Here is a 16,837-nt window from a genome sequence, read left to right as displayed (position 1 = left end):
TCATCCATCGATTCGGTTTAAAAAATCCTCGACCAAAGAAAGGAAATGATTTCCTCGTTCTTCGAAATTTTTGTATTGATCGAAGCTCGCGCAGGCCGGGGAAAAAACCACCGATCCGATTTCCGCGCCGTTCGACAATCGGATCTTTTTCGAAACGGTTTTTTCCGAAACATCCGTTTTGTCCGCGGAACTTGCCGTTTCGGAAATTATATTCCCGTTTTTGAATATTCCAAAAGCATCGTTTAGATTCTCCGCAGCGAACAGTTTGTCTCCGATCGTGTTGCGGATTCCTTCCTCCCAGACGGAACGAGCCTCTCCGATCAAAACGACCGAGCCGATTCCCCGGATTAGAAAATCATAAAGCGGTTTCGGATCTTCCTGTTTCGGTCTTCCGCCGAGAATGAGACAGGTTTGCGGAAGATTCTTCCAAGTCGCCATACCCGCAAGCATACTGTGAAGGTTCGTGGATTTGGAATCGTTGATAAACGAAAGTCCGTGTTTTTCACCCGCGATTTGAAACCGATGAGGAAGTCCCTGAAACAATGGAATCTGAGCCTGGATCGATTCCGGTTTTCCGCCGATGGCTTCCGCGGCGAGAATGGAAGCCGCGAGATTCTCCCGATTGTGCGTTCCGGGAAGATGAAAGCGAGAAATATCATACGTAAACAAGGACGTTCGGATCGTCAGAGAATTCTCATCCAGAAACGCGTCCGAAGAGGACGTTCTTCCGAAACTCTTCAACTTGCATTGAAACGAAACGGAGCCTTCGATTTTTTCCCGAATCTTTTCGGAAACGACCAAGGTATGTCCGGGATTGAAAAGATCCGCGATCTTCAACTTGGCTTGGAAATAATTCTCCATCGTCTTGTGTCTTTCCAAATGATCCGGCGCGAGATTTAAGAAAACGGAAACGTTCAGATTCAAAGAGGAAGAATCGTCGAGTTGATAACTGGAAAGTTCGAGAACCGCGAGCGAAATCGGTTTTTTGCTAAACGAAGTAAACGGAATTCCCAAGTTGCCGCCTTCCTGAAGATCGGAAAAATCTTTCCGAAGAAGATGCGCGGTCAGCGAAGTTGTCGTAGATTTTCCGTCCGTGCCCGTGACTCCGATGATTCTCCCGTGAAAAAACTTTTTTCCAAGGTCGATCTCCGAGAACACGGGAATCTTTTTTTCGATCGCATACGAAAGAATCGGATGAGTCGGAAGGACGCCGGGCGATTTTACGATCAGAGAAATTTCCGGAAGGTGATTCGGATCTATGTTATCGGGAAGAAAAGGAACTTGGATGGACTCGGGTCGATTGCGATCGCAAAGAATCGGTTGCGCATCTTCGGAGATCAAAAGTTGGAGAGCGGAGTTGCCGGAGATTCCTCCTCCGAGAACGAGAGTCTTCAAACCTTTCAGGGACTCTGGAAATTTCATTTTTGGACCGGTGAACAGTGATTGACAGGTTATTTTCACCCCCGATAGTTGTCAGTAGCAAAAAACTAAGGATATTCCCTTGCTCGATCACAAAGTACGCGACGGTGTTTTGATTGTTTATCTCAAAGGACGTTTGGATGTTTCCATCGCCAATGAGGTTGAGGAAAATCTGAATGATCTGATCGACAATCAAGGTCATAAAAAAGTAATTCTGAATATGCAGGAAGTGGATTATATGTCCTCGTCCGGTTTCAGAGCTTGTATCTCCACCCTTAGAAAGTTGAACTCCAAAGAGGGTGCATTAAAAATCAGTAATATCAAACCCGCGGTCAAGCGGATCTTCGACGTAATCGAACTCACATCTCTTTTTGATATCCGCGAAACCGAAGACGAGGCTTTGAAATCCTTCTAAGCCTCGATGTCTTCAGCTCAACTCCACCGGGTGCTCCGGGAAATCATCTCCACAAAACAAAACGAAATCAAAGCGATCGTAGATTGTGATCCCGCTCCGTATCGCGGACTCGGTCTTCGCGATTCTTTAAGAAGCAGGACCTTCTCCATCATCGCGGAATGCAAACGTAAGAGTCCTTCCGCCGGTGAAATCCGCGCGGATTACGATCCCGTTCAAATCGCAAAAACATACGAGGCTTCGGGAGCTTCCGCGGTTTCGGTTTTAACGGATCGGGATTATTTCGGCGGTTCTTTGGAGGATTTGAAAAACGTTTCTTCCGAGTTGAAGATCCCCGTTTTGAGAAAGGATTTTATCTTGGACGAGATTCAAATCCGAGAAGCGAGAGCCTACGGAGCTTCCGCGATTCTTTTGATCGTGAGAATTTTGACACCGGAGCAGATTCGTACTTTTTTGAAAACCGCTTCCGCGCTCGGAATGGATTCTCTCGTGGAAGTTCATACCGCGGACGAGGCAAAACTCGCGCTCGATTGCGGAGCGGAAATCATCGGAATCAACACAAGAGATTTGGACACGTTTCAGATTCATAAGAATCTCGTTGAAGAAGTGTCCGCGTTCTTACCCCCTAACATCGTGAAGGTGGGAGAATCGGGAGTGAAAAACCGTTCCGACCTCGACGCGTTTCGCAAGTTGGTCGACGCCGCATTGATCGGCACCTATTTTATGGAAAAGCCGGACATCCGCAAAGCCTGGCTGGATCTATTTTAGAATTTTAAACTATTCTTATCCGTTTTTTTAAGGAATCTTCTTGTGTCTTAAGGGATTCTTCCTTTCAAATACGTACTTTACAATCCGAAAAAAATCCGATATGTTCGATCGGGGAAAAAACGATGATCGTATATACTTTGGGTTGGTTTCTGCTTTTGGTGTTCGCGTTTATCAACGCGGCCGTTCGCGAGCTCGTTTATAAAAACGCGACGGGAGAATTCTTATCCCATCAAATTTCCGTTTTTACGGGAATGATTTTTCTTTCGATTCCGATCTGGGCGATCGTAAGGTTTAAACCTTTTGAAAATAAAAAACAGGCGATTCAAGTCGGTCTTATATGGATTTTGTTAACCGAAACGTTCGAGTTTACGATGATCGTGTTCGGGGGAAAAGATTCTTTCGAAACGTTTTGGGAAGTTCATTCTCTTTGGAAAGGGGAATGTTGGCCTCTTCTTTTGATTTGGATCGGACTTGCTCCGTTCTTATTTTATAAATCCTTTCGTTGATCGAGTTTCTTGGAACATAAGAATCCGAAAAAGATCCGCTTGAAAAGAGTATGCACTCGAGGGCGTTGCAAAAAAATCGACAAAGAAGGCTTTCCTTATGACTCAAGACACACTCGGAGAAGTTCAAACCGGTAAGATTCCGCTCAAGGGAAGAACCCTAAAGGAACTTTCGGAAATTATGATTTCTCTCGGGGAAAAACCGTTCCGTGCAAAACAGATCTATCACGGTTTATACGTAAACCGCTACGAATCTTGGGATCAATTCTCCACATTTTCCAAAGCGCTTAAGGAAAAACTGGAAGACCTTTGTTCTTTAACACAACTTCAAGTTTCGAAACATTTGAAATCCGTGGACGGAACGCAGAAGTTCACGTTCACTTCCGAACTCGGCAACGGAAAAGAATTCGAAGCCGTTTGGATTCCTTCCGGAGACGGAGGAAGAAAAACGATCTGCATTTCTTCGCAGGTCGGATGTACGCTGAACTGTAAATTTTGCGCCACCGCTAAATTAGAATTTCAAGGAAATCTAAAGGCCCACGAGATCGTGGACCAGATTCTTCAGGTGGAAAAAATCGTAAAGGACAAGGCGACTAACGTCGTCTTTATGGGAATGGGCGAACCCCTTCACAATTATTTCAACGTGATCCGCGCGGCTTCCATCCTTCACGATCCGGACGCGCTCAACCTCGGGGCAAAACGCATCACGATCTCCACTTCCGGAGTGGTCAACGGGATCAGACGTTTTATAGAAAACAAGGAACCGTATAACTTCGCGATTTCTCTCAATCATCCAGATCCGAGCGGAAGACTGGAGATCATGGACATAGAGGAGAAGTTTTCTCTTCCCGAACTTTTACAAGCCGCAAAGGATTTTACGAGAGAATTAAAAAGAAGAATCACATTCGAATACGTGATGATTCCCGGCGTGAACATGGGAGTCGAAAACGCGAACAAGCTCGTAAAGATCGCGAGATCCCTCGACTGCAAGATCAACGTGATCCCACTCAACACGGAATTTTTCGGATGGAGAAGGCCGACTCGAGAAGAAGTGATGGAGTTCATCGCTCTTTTGGAACCGGCCGGAGTTCCGATTCTCAATCGAAGATCGCCCGGAAAAGATATCTTCGGGGCCTGCGGAATGCTCGCCTCAAAAAGTTGACCTCAGCTTTCGTTTCTGAAAAATGGGGCAATGAATCTAAAAAGAACTATTATTCTTTTTTTATGCCTATCATCTTTCGTTTCCTGTCAGGAATACGTTCAGCAAAAATGCAGTTCCGCTTGTAAGTTCTTCGTTCAGTGCGCCGTGACAACGTTTAAGGACGTGAAGGTGACCGACGCGGAAAAAAACCAAGCGATGATCGATTGCGAAAGCGGTTGTATCCGCGAGCAAAGTTTCGTTCTTCCCTGCTTCGAATCCGAAACCACATGCAAAGGTTTTAATACTTGCGTGATGGAATCCGGGTTTATGGATTGAAAGGAGTTCTTATGAATCAGATTTCCGCAGATAACAAACAGCCGATTTCAATCAAGGTCCTTTTCGTTCTTTTGATCGTTTCGATTCTTCCTTTGATCTTTACGCTTCCTCTCGACGTGATCGATATCGATTCTTCGCAATACGCCGAAATTTCCAGGGAGATGGTGGAAGGCGGGAATCCGTTCTTTATCCGCGACAACGGTAGAAGATATTTGGACAAACCGATTCTTACCTTTTGGAAAATTTCCCTTTCCTTTCTCGTATTCGGTTATCAAAACTTCGCGTTTCGTCTTCCTGCTCTTTTGTTCACGTTTCTTTCCCTCTGGGGAATGTTCAAACTTACGGAGCTTTATTCGGGAAGCAGTCTGCGCGCTTGGATCGCTACGTTTTTATACGCTCTTTCTCCCGGTCTTTATTCGATGGTGGTCGATCCGAAGATCGACGTGTATCTTACGCCGTATCTGATTCTGGTTCATACGTTTTACTACTTGGGTTTTAAGAAGAATAAGAATTATTATTTTCTAATGTATTTTGCGATGGGCCTCGGTTTTATCACGAAGGGCCCGATCGCGATGGTGATTCCGGGGCTTTCGATCGGAGGGGATATTCTTTTTAGAAGGGATTGGAAACGGCTTCTGGAAATGAAATTGTTTCCCGGTGCTTTGCTCGCGATTCTTCCTCCTCTTTTATGGTCGATCCCTTTGTATCTCGAGTTTCAAACCTACGGTCCTTATTTCTTTTTGTGGATTCAATCCTTCGGTCGTTTTTACGTAAAGATGTATAACCAGAAATTCAATCCCTTGTTTTTCTATTCCAACTTTTCGTGGGCGTTCGGAGTTTTTATACTTCCGTTCGCCGGATTCGTAGTCGATCGGGTTCGGATCTTTTTTAAGGAAGGAAAGGTAAAAGGACTATTTAAGAATATTCTAAATAACGAATATAAGAATTCGGATTTTGTTCCCGGTTTCTGGTTGTTTCTGTTTCTGTTTTTGATCAGTTTTTCCAGATATCAGCTTCCTCAATACATCTATTGGTGTTTGCCCGCGGCGGCCGTGATCGGTTCCGGCGTTTTGGAATCCATCCTTCTTTCCATTCGGGACCGTAAGAACGGAAACACGTTCGACAAGATCGGTCAAACATTGTTGCTCTTTACCGCGGGCGCATTTTTGGCGACGGTCTTTATTCTACCTTCGATCAGCGTTTCCGTCGGTTGGAGTTACGTGATTCTCCCCTTGGTTTATCTCGGAATTTTTCTTTGGGTATTTTTTCAATCGGGTAAAGAGGGAAGGTTGCTCGCGTCCTGGATCTTTCCGGTTTCCTTATTCTTCTCGATCGTAAGTTTGTATCTGTATCCGATGTTGACTTCGTATCAACCTTCCAAACAAATCGGAGCCTTTATCAGAGAACACGAAGCCGGTAAGGAAAAGTTGTTTTTGTTCGGAGTTCCAGCGTCCAAACGATCGTATGCGTATTATTCTCAGAGGATTTCAAGAACGCTTTTTGATCCCGCGATTTTAACCGAAGCCGTTCAGAAGGACGGACAACGTTATCTGATCGTTCAAGACAAATGGCTTCCGAAGATGGACGAGTTTTTCGGAAACGATCTCAAGTTCGAAACCGTTCAGGAATTTCTGTCCTACAAAGTCGCGACTCCGGAAGGAAAATTCTTTCTGAAAGCGCAAAGAGATCAGATCGTCGGCAAGGTGATTTTGATGAAAGCGACCTTAAAAAATTCTAAGAAAAAATGAGAGTTTTGAAAAAAAGACGAGGGGAATTTTAGGTTTCACCCGAAAAATGAATTAGGCTAAATTGTGAGCCTGGTTTGGTTTTGGTCCCTGGGTAAAACCGGGGACTGCTTTTCCTTTTCCTTCCGCATTCTCCCTTTTATTTTTCACCCGAGAATTTTTCCTCCGCCGAATCCCCGATTTTTGTGTTTCGCATAGAAAGCCCCGTTGTAGAATCATTCTTCATGAAATATTTTGATGATTTGCAGGTCGGCGAGATTTTCGAATTGGGAAGTTATACTTTGTCGAAAGAGGAAATGCTCGAGTTCGCTTTAAAATACGATCCTCAACCGTTTCATATCGACGAAGAAAAAGCGAAAGATTCGATTTACGGGGAACTGATCGCTTCCGGTTGGCAGAGCACCGCGGTTTATATGAAACTTTTCGTGGATCATCTGATGAATCGCGCTCACGGAATGGGTTCGCCCGGTTTGGAAGAGTTGAAGTGGAAACGTCCCGTTTTCGCGGGCGATACTCTTCGAGGAAGATTTATCATATTAGAAAAGAGTAAATTTCGAGCCAATCTCGGTCTTGTGATGGGGAAGAATGAACTGATCAACCAGAAGGACGAGATCGTGATGTCCTTTAAAGGAAAGATGTTGTTTTTGAAACGAGAGAACTCGTGATCGAGGATTTTCGGCGCGCTTTGATCCGCGATCGGAATCCTCGACAACGAGTTCTGAAATTTTTTCTTCAACCCAAAAGAAGTTTGGACCATTCTTCCCTGCGTCTATAAACCAAAAAAACAAACCCGCTTAAAAGAAACACGGTCATCGCGATCGGAGGAAAACCGATTCCGATCTGTAAGAAAAGAAGATACGTCACGATGTTTACGATGACCGGTCCCAACAATATAAGACCTATGTTCGAGGTCCGATCGAATAACAAAACCGATCCGCCTAAGACTTCGAAGATTCCTACCATTTGCCATAAATAACCCGAAGATACGAGCGCGCCTATAAAGTTTGCGGCCTTCGGCATCATCGGCGGAACGGGCATAAAAGCGTAAAATTTACTCAATCCGAACAAAATGAAAACGCAGGCCAGCGCACAACGTACGATTCGATCCATTAGTTTCATATAAACTCCTTGTTGCCTGAAAATGCTTGTCTGGACAACTAAATTTCGTATTAACCGATCCCGAAAAAATGTCAAGCCGATTATTTGTCCGAACAAATAAATCGTGACAAAATGTTCGGATCGGATTTTATTGAAAAATGTTCAATTTGGACGATCAGATCGGTTTTAACGTGTATAGGGTGGCGCTTTTGTTTCGCCGCGAGTTGATGCACGCGCTCAAAACTTACGAGTTAACGCCCGAGCAATGGCAGATTTTAGCGGCGCTCTGGGAGAAGGGCGCGCTTTCCCAGGCGCAGATCATTTCTTTGACCCTTCAAGACGCTCCTTCCGCTTCCCGCACGGTAGCGAGAATGCAACGAAAACGTTTGATTTCGAAAACGCCTTCCAAAATGGATAAGAGGGCGACCGTTGTGACTCTTACGAAATACGGTCAAGGTTTGGAAAAAATCATTCCGCGCACTTTGATGAAACATTTTCAACCGTATTTGGGCGCGGTTTCCAAGGAGGATCAATCGATTCTTTTGAGGATACTTAAGGATTTTAGAATGGTCTTTGGGGATATCGGTTGAGCGGGTCGAGGTTTCGGGAAATTCTATCATGATGAATATATCAAATCTCATTTCGAATTATGATTTTGATTTAAAGTTAAGAGATACGTATGTGTTGTACGGTTCCGCTCCGCTGGCCGCGGAAATTACTCGTTATATTCAAGACGCTTCTCCTGAAGGTTATGGACATGCCGTTACCTATGCGAGAGATTTTTTAATCGGTTCCGATTTAACGAAAGAAGAGAAGAACAGGTTTTATACCGATTTAAAAGAACACGGTTTTATGAACGTATTGGTGAAAAATCTGAATCCTGTAAATCGAAGTAAAACACATAGTTCCATTTATAACATTGGAAAAATATCTGAATCGGAAAACGCTCAATATTTAGAATATGCCTATGAAAATTATTATAAACCCTCCGTTGAACCGATCCTATCTTATCGCTGTTTGTTTGAACTGAGTTGGCTTGGATCAAGTAAATACAAAGATTATTTGGCTGACTTGGAAAATTCTAAAGATATGATTTCGATTTTTATCATCGCTTTATTGTTGAATTCAAAACCGCAATTGGAAGTCGGTGAGACGACTTCAGAAAGTATTTCTGAAAGGATGTTCGGAGTTCAATATAAGAGTGAAGAATATGAAAATTCTATTGTAAAGCGAATCAATCTTCTTGAAAGCAAGTTTTGCGAATTACAGGAACAAATGGTAGATCCTGTATTGGTCCGGAATGGATTCGAAAATTTTATTGCGGAATTGCGATCGAATCAAATATGATTGAAGTGCTCGAACTGCAAACTTTCCAAAACCGCATTCACCCACGCTAAGTCGCCGAATTCTAATTCCCAATCTACAAGAATCAAACATTGTGACGGTCCATGCAGAGTCAAACAACGACCTCAAAAAAACTTCCTGCGATTTTAAACGAAGTACGATTGTTATTCTCCAAAAACTGCGATCTGGAAATCGAAGATTATCGGATCGAAAAGGAAAGCGACGATTACAATGCGGCGTCTTTCGCCTTAAATAATAAACAAGTCGTCTTCCGATTGGCAAAAATTACTCCAAAGAAAATCGGAATGTTCGTTACTCTTTGGAAAAGAAATAAGAATGGGATCACCGCGCCTTATCACAAAAAAGATAAGGTCGATCTTGTCGTCATTGAAGTTCGAAAATCGAATCGAGTCGGGCACTTCGTATTTAACAAAGAGATTCTGATCGAAAAAGGGATTTTCACCGCAAACAAAGAAGGGAAGAGGGGATTTCGAATTTATCCTTCTTGGGAATCGCCGTCCAGTAAACAAGCGCTTGCGTCTCAAGTTTGGCAGTCACGGTATTTCTTCGAAAATCATAAAATAGATCCAAACGATACTTTGCGACTTCGGGAATTGTTGAATCTTAAATCTTGATCTGCCCGCTATAAACGATCAAGGCGAAAGACATTTGAAATCGGAGCTGATTCTATGAATAAACGCATTTCACAGATTGACTCTCTTGAAAAAAATTCGAATCGGAGGTTGCAAGCAATGGATTTCAATTCGATTCAAGAAGACGGAAGGTTCGATTCTGGTATTTTCTTACTTGAGTTCCTCGGCTAACGCGATGATAAAACCTTCCGGACTACGAACGTAACAAAGCAGATAACTATCCTCATATCTTTGTACTTGATCTACGAGTTGAACTCCATGAGTTTTAAGACGTGCGAGAACGTCCTCGATGTTCTCGACCGCAAACATAACTCGACTGTATCCGAGAGTGTTTACCGGCGCGTTTCGGAGTTCCGGTTTGATAACCTCGGGTTTTATAAATCTCGACAATTCTAATCGACTGTGTCCGTCCGGAGTTCGCAACATCGCGATATCCACTTGCATACCATTCAGTCCTACGACTCGATCCGCCCAAGATCCTTCGACTCGCATTTGTCCTTCCAATTCCAAACCGAGTTCCACGAACAAAGCGATCGTGGCTTCGAGATCCTCTACGACAATTCCTACGTTATCCATTCGCTTCAGAGCCATGACCGTATCTCCATTCTTTATTTTTTCTCGATAAAAACGTTTTTCATTTCAGAATCGATTGTTATATATTATTTTCGTAATATCTTTTCCATTGCCTTTCCTTTGGCCAACTCATCGACCAGCTTGTCGAGGTAACGGATCTTTTTCATAAGTCCTTCTTCCATCTCTTCGATTCTATAGCCGCAAATCATTCCTTTGATCGAGGAGACGTTTTCGTTTAAGCGGGGCGCACGATCGAAAAATTCCTCGAAGTTGATTTTGTCCTTCAGAAGTTTTCGTAAGGATTTTTCATCGTAACCGGTAAGCCAAAAGATGATCTGATCGACTTCGGATTGAGTGCGTCCTTTTTTTTCCGCTTTTTTCACATACAGAGGATAAACACTGGCGAAGGACATCGTAAAAATTTTATGGTTTTCCATTCTAATTTTCTCCGTAAGAAATCGTCCTTTACGAAAAAGTATCCGATAAATTTCCAACTTGAAAGAACTTTTCTAAAAGCACGTTTGGGAACCACAAGTCGATTTTTACTTCGACTCGTTACGGAGAAAGATCCCGCAGAAATTCGCTTGTTTCTTCGAGAATGAGATTCGGAGCTTCTTTGTGCGGACTGTGTTTTACGTCGGGGATCATTCTCTTAAAGGATTTTCCGGAGACTTGATTTACGATCGAATCGACTTGATCTTCGCTTCCGTATTCGTCCTTCTCCCCTTGGATCGCCATCACGGGGCATTGAATGGAAGGCAAGAAACGCTCAATATTCCAATTTCTGAATGTATCCGAAAGCCACGTTTCGGACCAGGCTTTGAAAACGTCGTCCGTCTTATCGGAATGATATTTTTCCAATACCTGTTTTAATTTTGTGGTTCGATACGATTCCACGGCTTCGCGGATTCCATTGAGCGTGATCTCTTCCACTAAAACGTGCGCGCCTTCCGTAACGACTCCCGCGATCGATTCGGGATATTTTGCGGCTGCGATTAAGGAGATGGAACCTCCGTCGCTGTGTCCGAATAGAATCGTTTTTTTAAGATGTAACGTTTGTAGAATTTGATAAAGAATATCGGCTTCCTTTTCCAAATAAGAATGATCCCGTTTTTTCTCGGTGAACGGACCCGATTTCCCGTAACCGATTCGATCGTATACGAGCGCGTTGTATTGATTTTTTTCCGCCAACAAAAACGGAAACTCTCTCCAAAGCGCGATACAGCCCAAAGAATCGTGCAAAAAGACGAGATAGGGCCGATCGGCGTATTCGTTTTTCAACTTTGCGATTTTTACGAAAGAGCCGTTTATGTTTAGATCGAATTCTTCCACGATTCCCTTTTTTTCTTTCTCACTCATAAAAAATTCTTTTCCAACAATTTGATTTATGATTTTATGTACCGAACGGTACGTACTGAGTCAAGGAAATTTCTTGAAAACGACGAGGTCGCGAAAAGGGCAGGTTCTACATGTCGGGAAAAGAGGATATATTGGCCATCACGGCCGATTTATTTTATACGAACGGATACAATAACACCGGCTTGGCCGAAATTCTAAACAAATGCAATTTGGCGAAGACGAGTTTATACCATCATTTCGGATCCAAGGCGGGACTCGGGTTGGCGTATCTGGAGATGATGAAAGAGGATTTGTTTAAACGAATCGAACTCTGGGTAAACAAAAGAAAATCGCTCGGGGAATATTTGAGTAAATGGATCTGGTATATTAAGAAAAGTATCAAAGAGAATCAATTTCACGGTTGTCCCTTTGCCGGTTTCGCGTATCAACTTTCGAAAGACGATATCGAACTTTTTACTCCGAAGATGGAGGAAATCAGTCGGGATTGGATGAAACTACTTTCCGATTTCGTTTCCGGTTTGCAAAAGAACGGAACCGTTCGTAAGGATTTAAAAGCAAAGGATATCGCCTTCGAGATGCTCGCGATCTATCAAGGACACGTAACGTTGTGGAAACTAACGAAAAATATGCAACATATCGAAGCGATGGATCGTAAGTTCAAAGAACTTGCAAAGAATGTGGAACTCGGTTCTTGATTTTTTTTGATATCTTCATTCTCCCAAACGCACGTCCAACACGACCGGACAATGATCGGAAAGACCTTGTTCCTCGGCGGGATCGCCGTCGAAACTTCCGTCGTCTTCCGAAAACGGAACCTGCTTGAGCTTCGAGCCGCCCGTATCGACGTTCGTCAAAATCAAATCGATCAGATCCTTGTGTCCCCAGCAGCTCTGTTTCGCATAACGTCCCGGATTCTTTAAATTCAGGTTTTGCGCCAGAAGATTCCAGGACCGATTGTCCTTGCCGAGAGGAGAATTCATATCTCCCAGAAGAAAATAATTCTTCTTTGTTTTTAAAATTTCGTTTAAGACGAGGAGTTGTTTCGATCTAAGATTTCTGTCTCTCTTCGAGTTTCCGGCTTTCAGATGAACGCTCAAAAAGGAATATTCTTTCTTTCCGATGAAAAGAATCGCTTCCACTCCGCTTCTCAAGCCAGGTTCAATCGAAAGAATGGAAAATGGAGCCGCGTCCACTGCGCGGAATTTGTTTTTCCAACAGATCCCGACCCTTTGATCGTATCCGACGACTTTCTTTGTGAGAGAACAGGAAAAAGATTTCGGCAGAATTTTCCAAATCGCTTCTTCATTTTCCACTTCTTGGAGAGCGATGATATCGGGATCGATCTTGGAAAGGTGCGTTCTGATTTTTTCGAAGTCGGATTTCTTTCTAGGAATCCTTCCTTGGGGCGATTTTTTCTCATCTCCGATCTCATCATAGAGAAACATCGCGTTAAAACTTGCGATTCTCACCCGAGAATCCTGTGCCTTAAGCGACTTAGGACTAAGGAGCACTGCAAAAAAAAGAAGAATCGACAAAAGAATTCTTTGCAAGGAGCGGATCTTAATTTTGTGCATCGTAAAAAATTCTCCTTAGACAGTTTTCTTTTTGAGAGTTTGGATAATTTCCATTCTCGGTTTCCGAAATTTTCCGGTTTTTAAAATTTTTAGCTTCGAAGTTTTAAAAATTTTTTCTTCCATTTCGAAAATTATTTTTTCCTTTATGAAACTTTTCTAATTGATACTTATTCTCAAGTAAACTTCAAAATAAACGCAAAGGGAAAGTCGTCGGTTCTTCGTTTACTTGCAATTTTTTACAGAGCCAAAAATCCTGTTTCCAATACCAATATTGGATTCATAGGGACTTCATACGAATGAATAACAGAGCACTGAAACTTTCGGTACCGCTCATTGCCCTCGCGGCCGTAGCGTATCTGATTTTCTCTCCCTCCAAGTATGTTGGGTATGCGCCCGATCAGCCTATACCCTTTAATCACAAGATACATGCCGGAGATAATAAGATAGACTGTAAATACTGTCACACCGGGGTAGAAACCTCAGCACACGCAACAGTCCCATCCTCTTCCACTTGCATGAACTGCCACTCTCTGGTAGCAACCTCCAAACCTCTGATCAAGAAACTCGCTAAGTCGTATAACGACAATAAGCCGATCGAATGGATCAAAGTTCATGACATGCCTGACCACGTTCAGTTCAATCACTCTCGTCACATTTCGAGAGGAGTGGATTGTTCTCAGTGTCACGGTAACGTAGCGGAGATGGTCAAAGTGAAACAAGTAGCGTCCCTTAACATGGGATACTGCGTGGATTGTCACAGAGAGAACAACGCACCGACCGACTGTTCAACCTGCCACAGATAACCGGGAGTAATACTTAGCATGGATCAAAAAAATTTCCAAAAAGAAAAGAAGGCTCACTGGCTGTCTTACGATCTGAGAGACAAAGACGAAGAAGTCAAAGAGATGCAGAAGTCCGAATTCTTCACTTCTCCCGATCCTTTGATCGCGAGAATCAAATCCGGAGAATTCGATCGTAAATCCTTTTTAAAACTGATGGGCGCGGGAGTCGCGATGACTTCCTTAAACTGTATCCGCAAGCCCGTTGAGAAAATCGTTCCTTACGTGGATCTCAACAAAGCGGACGAAAACGCTCAATACGATTTCGTGAAACACGGACATTCCTACTACTACGCTTCCGTTTTTGCGGGAACCGGTATTCTCGTTAAAGCGAGGGACGGTCGTCCTTTAAAACTGGAAGGAAATCCGGATCACCCGGTTTCTCAAGGCGCTCTGAGCGCCGCGGGTCAGGCTTCCATCTTCGATCTTTACGATCCGGATAGAGCGCAAAACCCGGCGACCATCGAAGGCGGAGTCGAAGTTAAATCCGACTGGGCTACGATCGACGCAAAAGTAAAAGCGGTTCTTGCGGCTAACAAAGGTAAGACGGTTGTCGTAACAAAACCTCTGGATTCTCCTTCTACAAAGGCGATCATCGGAGATTTTATCCGCACTGTAGGCGGTGGTAAACACTACGAGATTTCTCTTACTTCCGCGGAAGACGTCGTTGCAAAAGGGCAGGCCGCTTCTTACGGCAAGGCTCTGATTCCGAACTATCATTTCGATCTCGCAAACGTGATTCTTTCCATCGATTGCGATTTTATGGGGAACTGGCTTTCTCCCGAAGAACACCAAAAGGATTTCTCCAAAAGAAGAAACCTTCGTAACGGCGCAAAAGACGTAAACCTCTACGTTGCGGCCGAATCGATTCCTACGATGTCCGGTTCCAACGCGGATCTTCGTCTTCCGATTCGTCCCGGCGATCAGACTAAACTCGCTCTCGCGATTGCGGCGGCTCTCGGCGAACTCGGCGCGAACACGAAGGACGCTCTCGGCGGTGAAACCGTAGCAAGCCTTTCTTCTTCTCTCGGTGTAAGCGAAGACAGCATCCGCAAAACCGCAAAGGCTCTTTGGTCGAACAAAGGAAAGTCCCTCGTGGTTGCGGGAAGTCTTGCGGCTTCCACAAAAGACGCGGTGGATCTTCAAATCCTCGTAAACCTTCTCAACAGCGTTCTGGAAAACGACGGCAAAACCGTGGATCATTCCAGCCCGAAAAAAGAAGGCGTTGCGGATTATTCCAACAATCTAAATTCTTTAGCTTCCGAGCTGAAACAAACCAAGGTCGGAGTTCTTTTCGTAAACGACGTAAACCTGGTTTATCAAGCCGGAGAAGAATGGAAGAATCTTCTTCACCAAGCGGCTTTGGTCGTGGCTCTCACGGATCGTGCGGACGAAACCGCTCTTGCGGCTAACGTTCTTGCGACCACCACGCACTTCCTCGAATCTTGGGGAGACGCCGAAGTTACGAAGGGAATTTTCTCCATTCAACAACCTGCGGTTCGTCCGTTGTTCAACTCTCGTTCTTTCGAAGACAGCTTGATCGCGTTTGCGGGCGGTTCGCTCGGCGGAGAATCCAGCTTCTACGAATACGTGAAGAATTCTTGGACTAAAAAACTCGGTTCGAAACAAAGATGGGAAGACCTCTTAAGAGCGGGAACGACGCTCAAGGCTTCCGAGCGCAAGAAAGTCGCGGGTTCTTCCAGAAACTTCAACCGTTCTTCTCTCAAAAAGATCGCTTCTTCTTCGGCGGGATTAAAACTCGCGTTGTATGAAACATCCGCGATCGGAGACGGTAGAGCCGCGAACAACGCGCATCTTCAAGAACTTCCGGACCCGGTGACCAAGGTTACTTGGGACAACTACATTCTTATTTCTCCCGCTCTTGCAAAAGAAAAGGGAATCTCTTCCAACGACGTTCTGGTTTTAAAAACCGCAAACAAAACGATCGAACTTCCGGCGCAGATCCAACCGGGTATGCACAAAGAAGCGATCGGTATCGCGGTCGGTTACGGTAGAACGGCGGCGGGTGCGGTCGGAACCGGAGTCGGTAAGAACGCTTACGGTCTTTCCGAAAACGGAATCTATTCCGGTATCGCCGTTACTTCTTTGGAAAAAACGGGTAAAACTTACAAGCTCGCTTGCACTCAACACCACCACATGTTGTCTCCGGGTTTCGGTTATCCGAATCGTCCAATCGTTCAATCCACTTCGATCGAAGAATATCGCAAAGACCCTGCTTCCGGCAAGGCTCCGTCCGAAATTCCTCAGATTCTCAAAGACGGTAAACTCGTAAACGCTACGGGTGCAAATCCGGTTTACGCATATCCTGGTTACAAGTGGGGAATGAGCATCGATCTTTCCTCTTGCACCGGTTGTGGTTCTTGTGTGATCGCTTGCCAAGTGGAGAATAACATTCCGGTCGTAGGTCGCGACGAGGTTCGTGTCGGCCGCGAAATGCACTGGCTCCGAATCGACCGTTATTATATCGGCGAACCGGATCAACCTGAAACTCTTCAAGTAGCTCACCAACCGATGCTTTGCCAACAGTGCGACAACGCTCCTTGCGAAACCGTTTGTCCGGTTCTCGCAACCGTTCACAGTTCCGAAGGGATCAACGACATGGTTTACAACCGTTGTGTGGGAACTCGTTACTGCTCGAACAACTGTCCTTACAAAGTAAGACGTTTTAACTGGATGCAACACTGGTATAACGGAGCGGAAGGTTCCAAAGCTCCTCGTTACTTGGGACTCAATCCCGAGGTTGCGGTTCGTGGTCGCGGGGTTATGGAAAAATGTAACTTCTGTTCCCACAAAATCGCGGAAGCGAAGATCGCGGCTAAAAACGAAGGCCGTGTTCTGAAAGACGGAGAAGTTAAAACCGCATGCCAACAAAGTTGTGCGGCGGATGCGATCAGCTTTGGTAACACCAACGATAAGGATTCGGAAGTTGCGAAACTTTCTTCCAGCCCGAGATCCTTCCGTGTCCTCGAATATCTGAACGTCGGTCCTCAGGTCGCTTACCTGACCCGGGTCAGAAGCTCAATTTAATGGAGTAACGTAAAAAGCTATGTCA

The 16,837-nt window shown here is 44.5% G+C and carries 19 protein-coding genes; 13 read left to right on the top strand and 6 right to left on the bottom strand.

What is annotated here, in order from left to right; all coding sequences use genetic code 11:
* Positions 1-1,422: a UDP-N-acetylmuramoyl-L-alanine--D-glutamate ligase gene (gene murD / locus LEP1GSC052_RS09645; RefSeq protein ID WP_020986806.1), complete on the bottom strand. Its 1,422-nt coding sequence runs from the start codon at positions 1,420-1,422 to the stop codon at positions 1-3.
* A gap of 79 nt (positions 1,423-1,501) precedes the next feature.
* On the opposite strand from murD, the gene LEP1GSC052_RS09640 reads away from it, so the two are divergent.
* The 7 genes from LEP1GSC052_RS09640 to LEP1GSC052_RS09610 all read left to right on the top strand — a co-directional run bounded on the left by LEP1GSC052_RS09640 (position 1,502) and on the right by LEP1GSC052_RS09610 (position 6,989).
* A complete protein-coding gene (locus LEP1GSC052_RS09640) occupies positions 1,502-1,834 on the top strand; it encodes an STAS domain-containing protein (protein ID WP_010575596.1) in 333 nt (110 codons plus the stop codon).
* A gap of 6 nt (positions 1,835-1,840) precedes the next feature.
* Positions 1,841-2,599, top strand: a complete 759-nt coding sequence (locus LEP1GSC052_RS09635; RefSeq protein WP_010575595.1) for an indole-3-glycerol-phosphate synthase — start codon at positions 1,841-1,843, stop codon at positions 2,597-2,599.
* A 122-nt stretch (positions 2,600-2,721) separates the two neighbouring features.
* Positions 2,722-3,105, top strand: a complete 384-nt coding sequence (locus LEP1GSC052_RS09630) for a hypothetical protein (protein ID WP_010575594.1) — start codon at positions 2,722-2,724, stop codon at positions 3,103-3,105.
* Positions 3,106-3,202: 97 nt separating this feature from the next.
* Entirely contained in the window at positions 3,203-4,264 is a 1,062-nt protein-coding gene (rlmN, locus tag LEP1GSC052_RS09625) for a dual-specificity RNA methyltransferase RlmN (protein ID WP_010575593.1), read from the top strand.
* Between the two features lie 30 nt (positions 4,265-4,294).
* The gene (locus LEP1GSC052_RS09620) at positions 4,295-4,579 is read left to right on the top strand and encodes a Cys-rich protein (RefSeq protein ID WP_010575592.1); all 285 of its coding nucleotides are present in this window, start codon (positions 4,295-4,297) and stop codon (positions 4,577-4,579) included.
* An 11-nt stretch (positions 4,580-4,590) separates the two neighbouring features.
* Positions 4,591-6,327, top strand: a complete 1,737-nt coding sequence (locus LEP1GSC052_RS09615) for an ArnT family glycosyltransferase (RefSeq protein ID WP_020986602.1) — start codon at positions 4,591-4,593, stop codon at positions 6,325-6,327.
* A 221-nt stretch (positions 6,328-6,548) separates the two neighbouring features.
* Entirely contained in the window at positions 6,549-6,989 is a 441-nt protein-coding gene (locus tag LEP1GSC052_RS09610; protein WP_010575590.1) for a MaoC family dehydratase, read from the top strand.
* A 67-nt stretch (positions 6,990-7,056) separates the two neighbouring features.
* On the opposite strand, the gene LEP1GSC052_RS09605 is transcribed toward LEP1GSC052_RS09610, so the two are convergent.
* The gene (locus LEP1GSC052_RS09605) at positions 7,057-7,443 is read right to left on the bottom strand and encodes a DoxX family membrane protein (protein ID WP_010575589.1); all 387 of its coding nucleotides are present in this window, start codon (positions 7,441-7,443) and stop codon (positions 7,057-7,059) included.
* Positions 7,444-7,580: 137 nt separating this feature from the next.
* On the opposite strand from LEP1GSC052_RS09605, the gene LEP1GSC052_RS09600 reads away from it, so the two are divergent.
* The 3 genes from LEP1GSC052_RS09600 to LEP1GSC052_RS09590 all read left to right on the top strand — a co-directional run bounded on the left by LEP1GSC052_RS09600 (position 7,581) and on the right by LEP1GSC052_RS09590 (position 9,401).
* The gene (locus LEP1GSC052_RS09600; RefSeq protein WP_010575588.1) at positions 7,581-8,012 is read left to right on the top strand and encodes a MarR family winged helix-turn-helix transcriptional regulator; all 432 of its coding nucleotides are present in this window, start codon (positions 7,581-7,583) and stop codon (positions 8,010-8,012) included.
* A gap of 28 nt (positions 8,013-8,040) precedes the next feature.
* Positions 8,041-8,769: a hypothetical protein gene (locus LEP1GSC052_RS09595; RefSeq protein ID WP_010575587.1), complete on the top strand. Its 729-nt coding sequence runs from the start codon at positions 8,041-8,043 to the stop codon at positions 8,767-8,769.
* Positions 8,770-8,870: 101 nt separating this feature from the next.
* The gene (locus LEP1GSC052_RS09590; protein ID WP_010575586.1) at positions 8,871-9,401 is read left to right on the top strand and encodes a MepB family protein; all 531 of its coding nucleotides are present in this window, start codon (positions 8,871-8,873) and stop codon (positions 9,399-9,401) included.
* A 168-nt stretch (positions 9,402-9,569) separates the two neighbouring features.
* Here the strand turns inward: LEP1GSC052_RS09590 and LEP1GSC052_RS09585 are convergent, their stop codons facing one another.
* From LEP1GSC052_RS09585 to LEP1GSC052_RS09575, 3 genes are all read right to left on the bottom strand, one after another.
* Positions 9,570-10,010 (bottom strand): VOC family protein, encoded by a 441-nt coding sequence (locus LEP1GSC052_RS09585; RefSeq protein ID WP_020985653.1) that lies wholly within the window; start codon positions 10,008-10,010, stop codon positions 9,570-9,572.
* A gap of 68 nt (positions 10,011-10,078) precedes the next feature.
* A complete protein-coding gene (locus tag LEP1GSC052_RS09580; protein ID WP_020986771.1) occupies positions 10,079-10,429 on the bottom strand; it encodes a DUF2200 domain-containing protein in 351 nt (116 codons plus the stop codon).
* A gap of 118 nt (positions 10,430-10,547) precedes the next feature.
* Positions 10,548-11,351 carry an alpha/beta fold hydrolase gene (locus LEP1GSC052_RS09575; protein WP_020985883.1) on the bottom strand — a complete coding sequence of 268 codons (804 nt, stop codon included), beginning with the start codon at positions 11,349-11,351 and terminating at the stop codon, positions 10,548-10,550.
* 110 nt (positions 11,352-11,461) lie between these two features.
* On the opposite strand from LEP1GSC052_RS09575, the gene LEP1GSC052_RS09570 reads away from it, so the two are divergent.
* Complete coding sequence (locus LEP1GSC052_RS09570; RefSeq protein ID WP_010575582.1) at positions 11,462-12,046, top strand: TetR/AcrR family transcriptional regulator; 585 nt, start codon at positions 11,462-11,464, stop codon at positions 12,044-12,046.
* Positions 12,047-12,061: 15 nt separating this feature from the next.
* On the opposite strand, the gene LEP1GSC052_RS09565 is transcribed toward LEP1GSC052_RS09570, so the two are convergent.
* The gene (locus tag LEP1GSC052_RS09565) at positions 12,062-12,925 is read right to left on the bottom strand and encodes an endonuclease/exonuclease/phosphatase family protein (protein WP_010575581.1); all 864 of its coding nucleotides are present in this window, start codon (positions 12,923-12,925) and stop codon (positions 12,062-12,064) included.
* A 296-nt stretch (positions 12,926-13,221) separates the two neighbouring features.
* Between LEP1GSC052_RS09565 and LEP1GSC052_RS09560 the strand changes: the two genes are divergently transcribed.
* A complete protein-coding gene (locus LEP1GSC052_RS09560; RefSeq protein ID WP_020986727.1) occupies positions 13,222-13,728 on the top strand; it encodes a cytochrome c3 family protein in 507 nt (168 codons plus the stop codon).
* Positions 13,729-13,746: 18 nt separating this feature from the next.
* Positions 13,747-16,812 (top strand): TAT-variant-translocated molybdopterin oxidoreductase, encoded by a 3,066-nt coding sequence (locus LEP1GSC052_RS09555; RefSeq protein ID WP_010575579.1) that lies wholly within the window; start codon positions 13,747-13,749, stop codon positions 16,810-16,812.
* The last annotated feature ends 25 nt before the right edge of the window (positions 16,813-16,837 follow it).

The organism is Leptospira kmetyi serovar Malaysia str. Bejo-Iso9 (assembly GCF_000243735.2).
Classification (GTDB): Bacteria; Spirochaetota; Leptospiria; order Leptospirales; family Leptospiraceae; genus Leptospira; species Leptospira kmetyi.
Note: the sequence above shows the minus strand (reverse complement) of the source record. Positions and strands in the feature narration are given on the sequence as shown.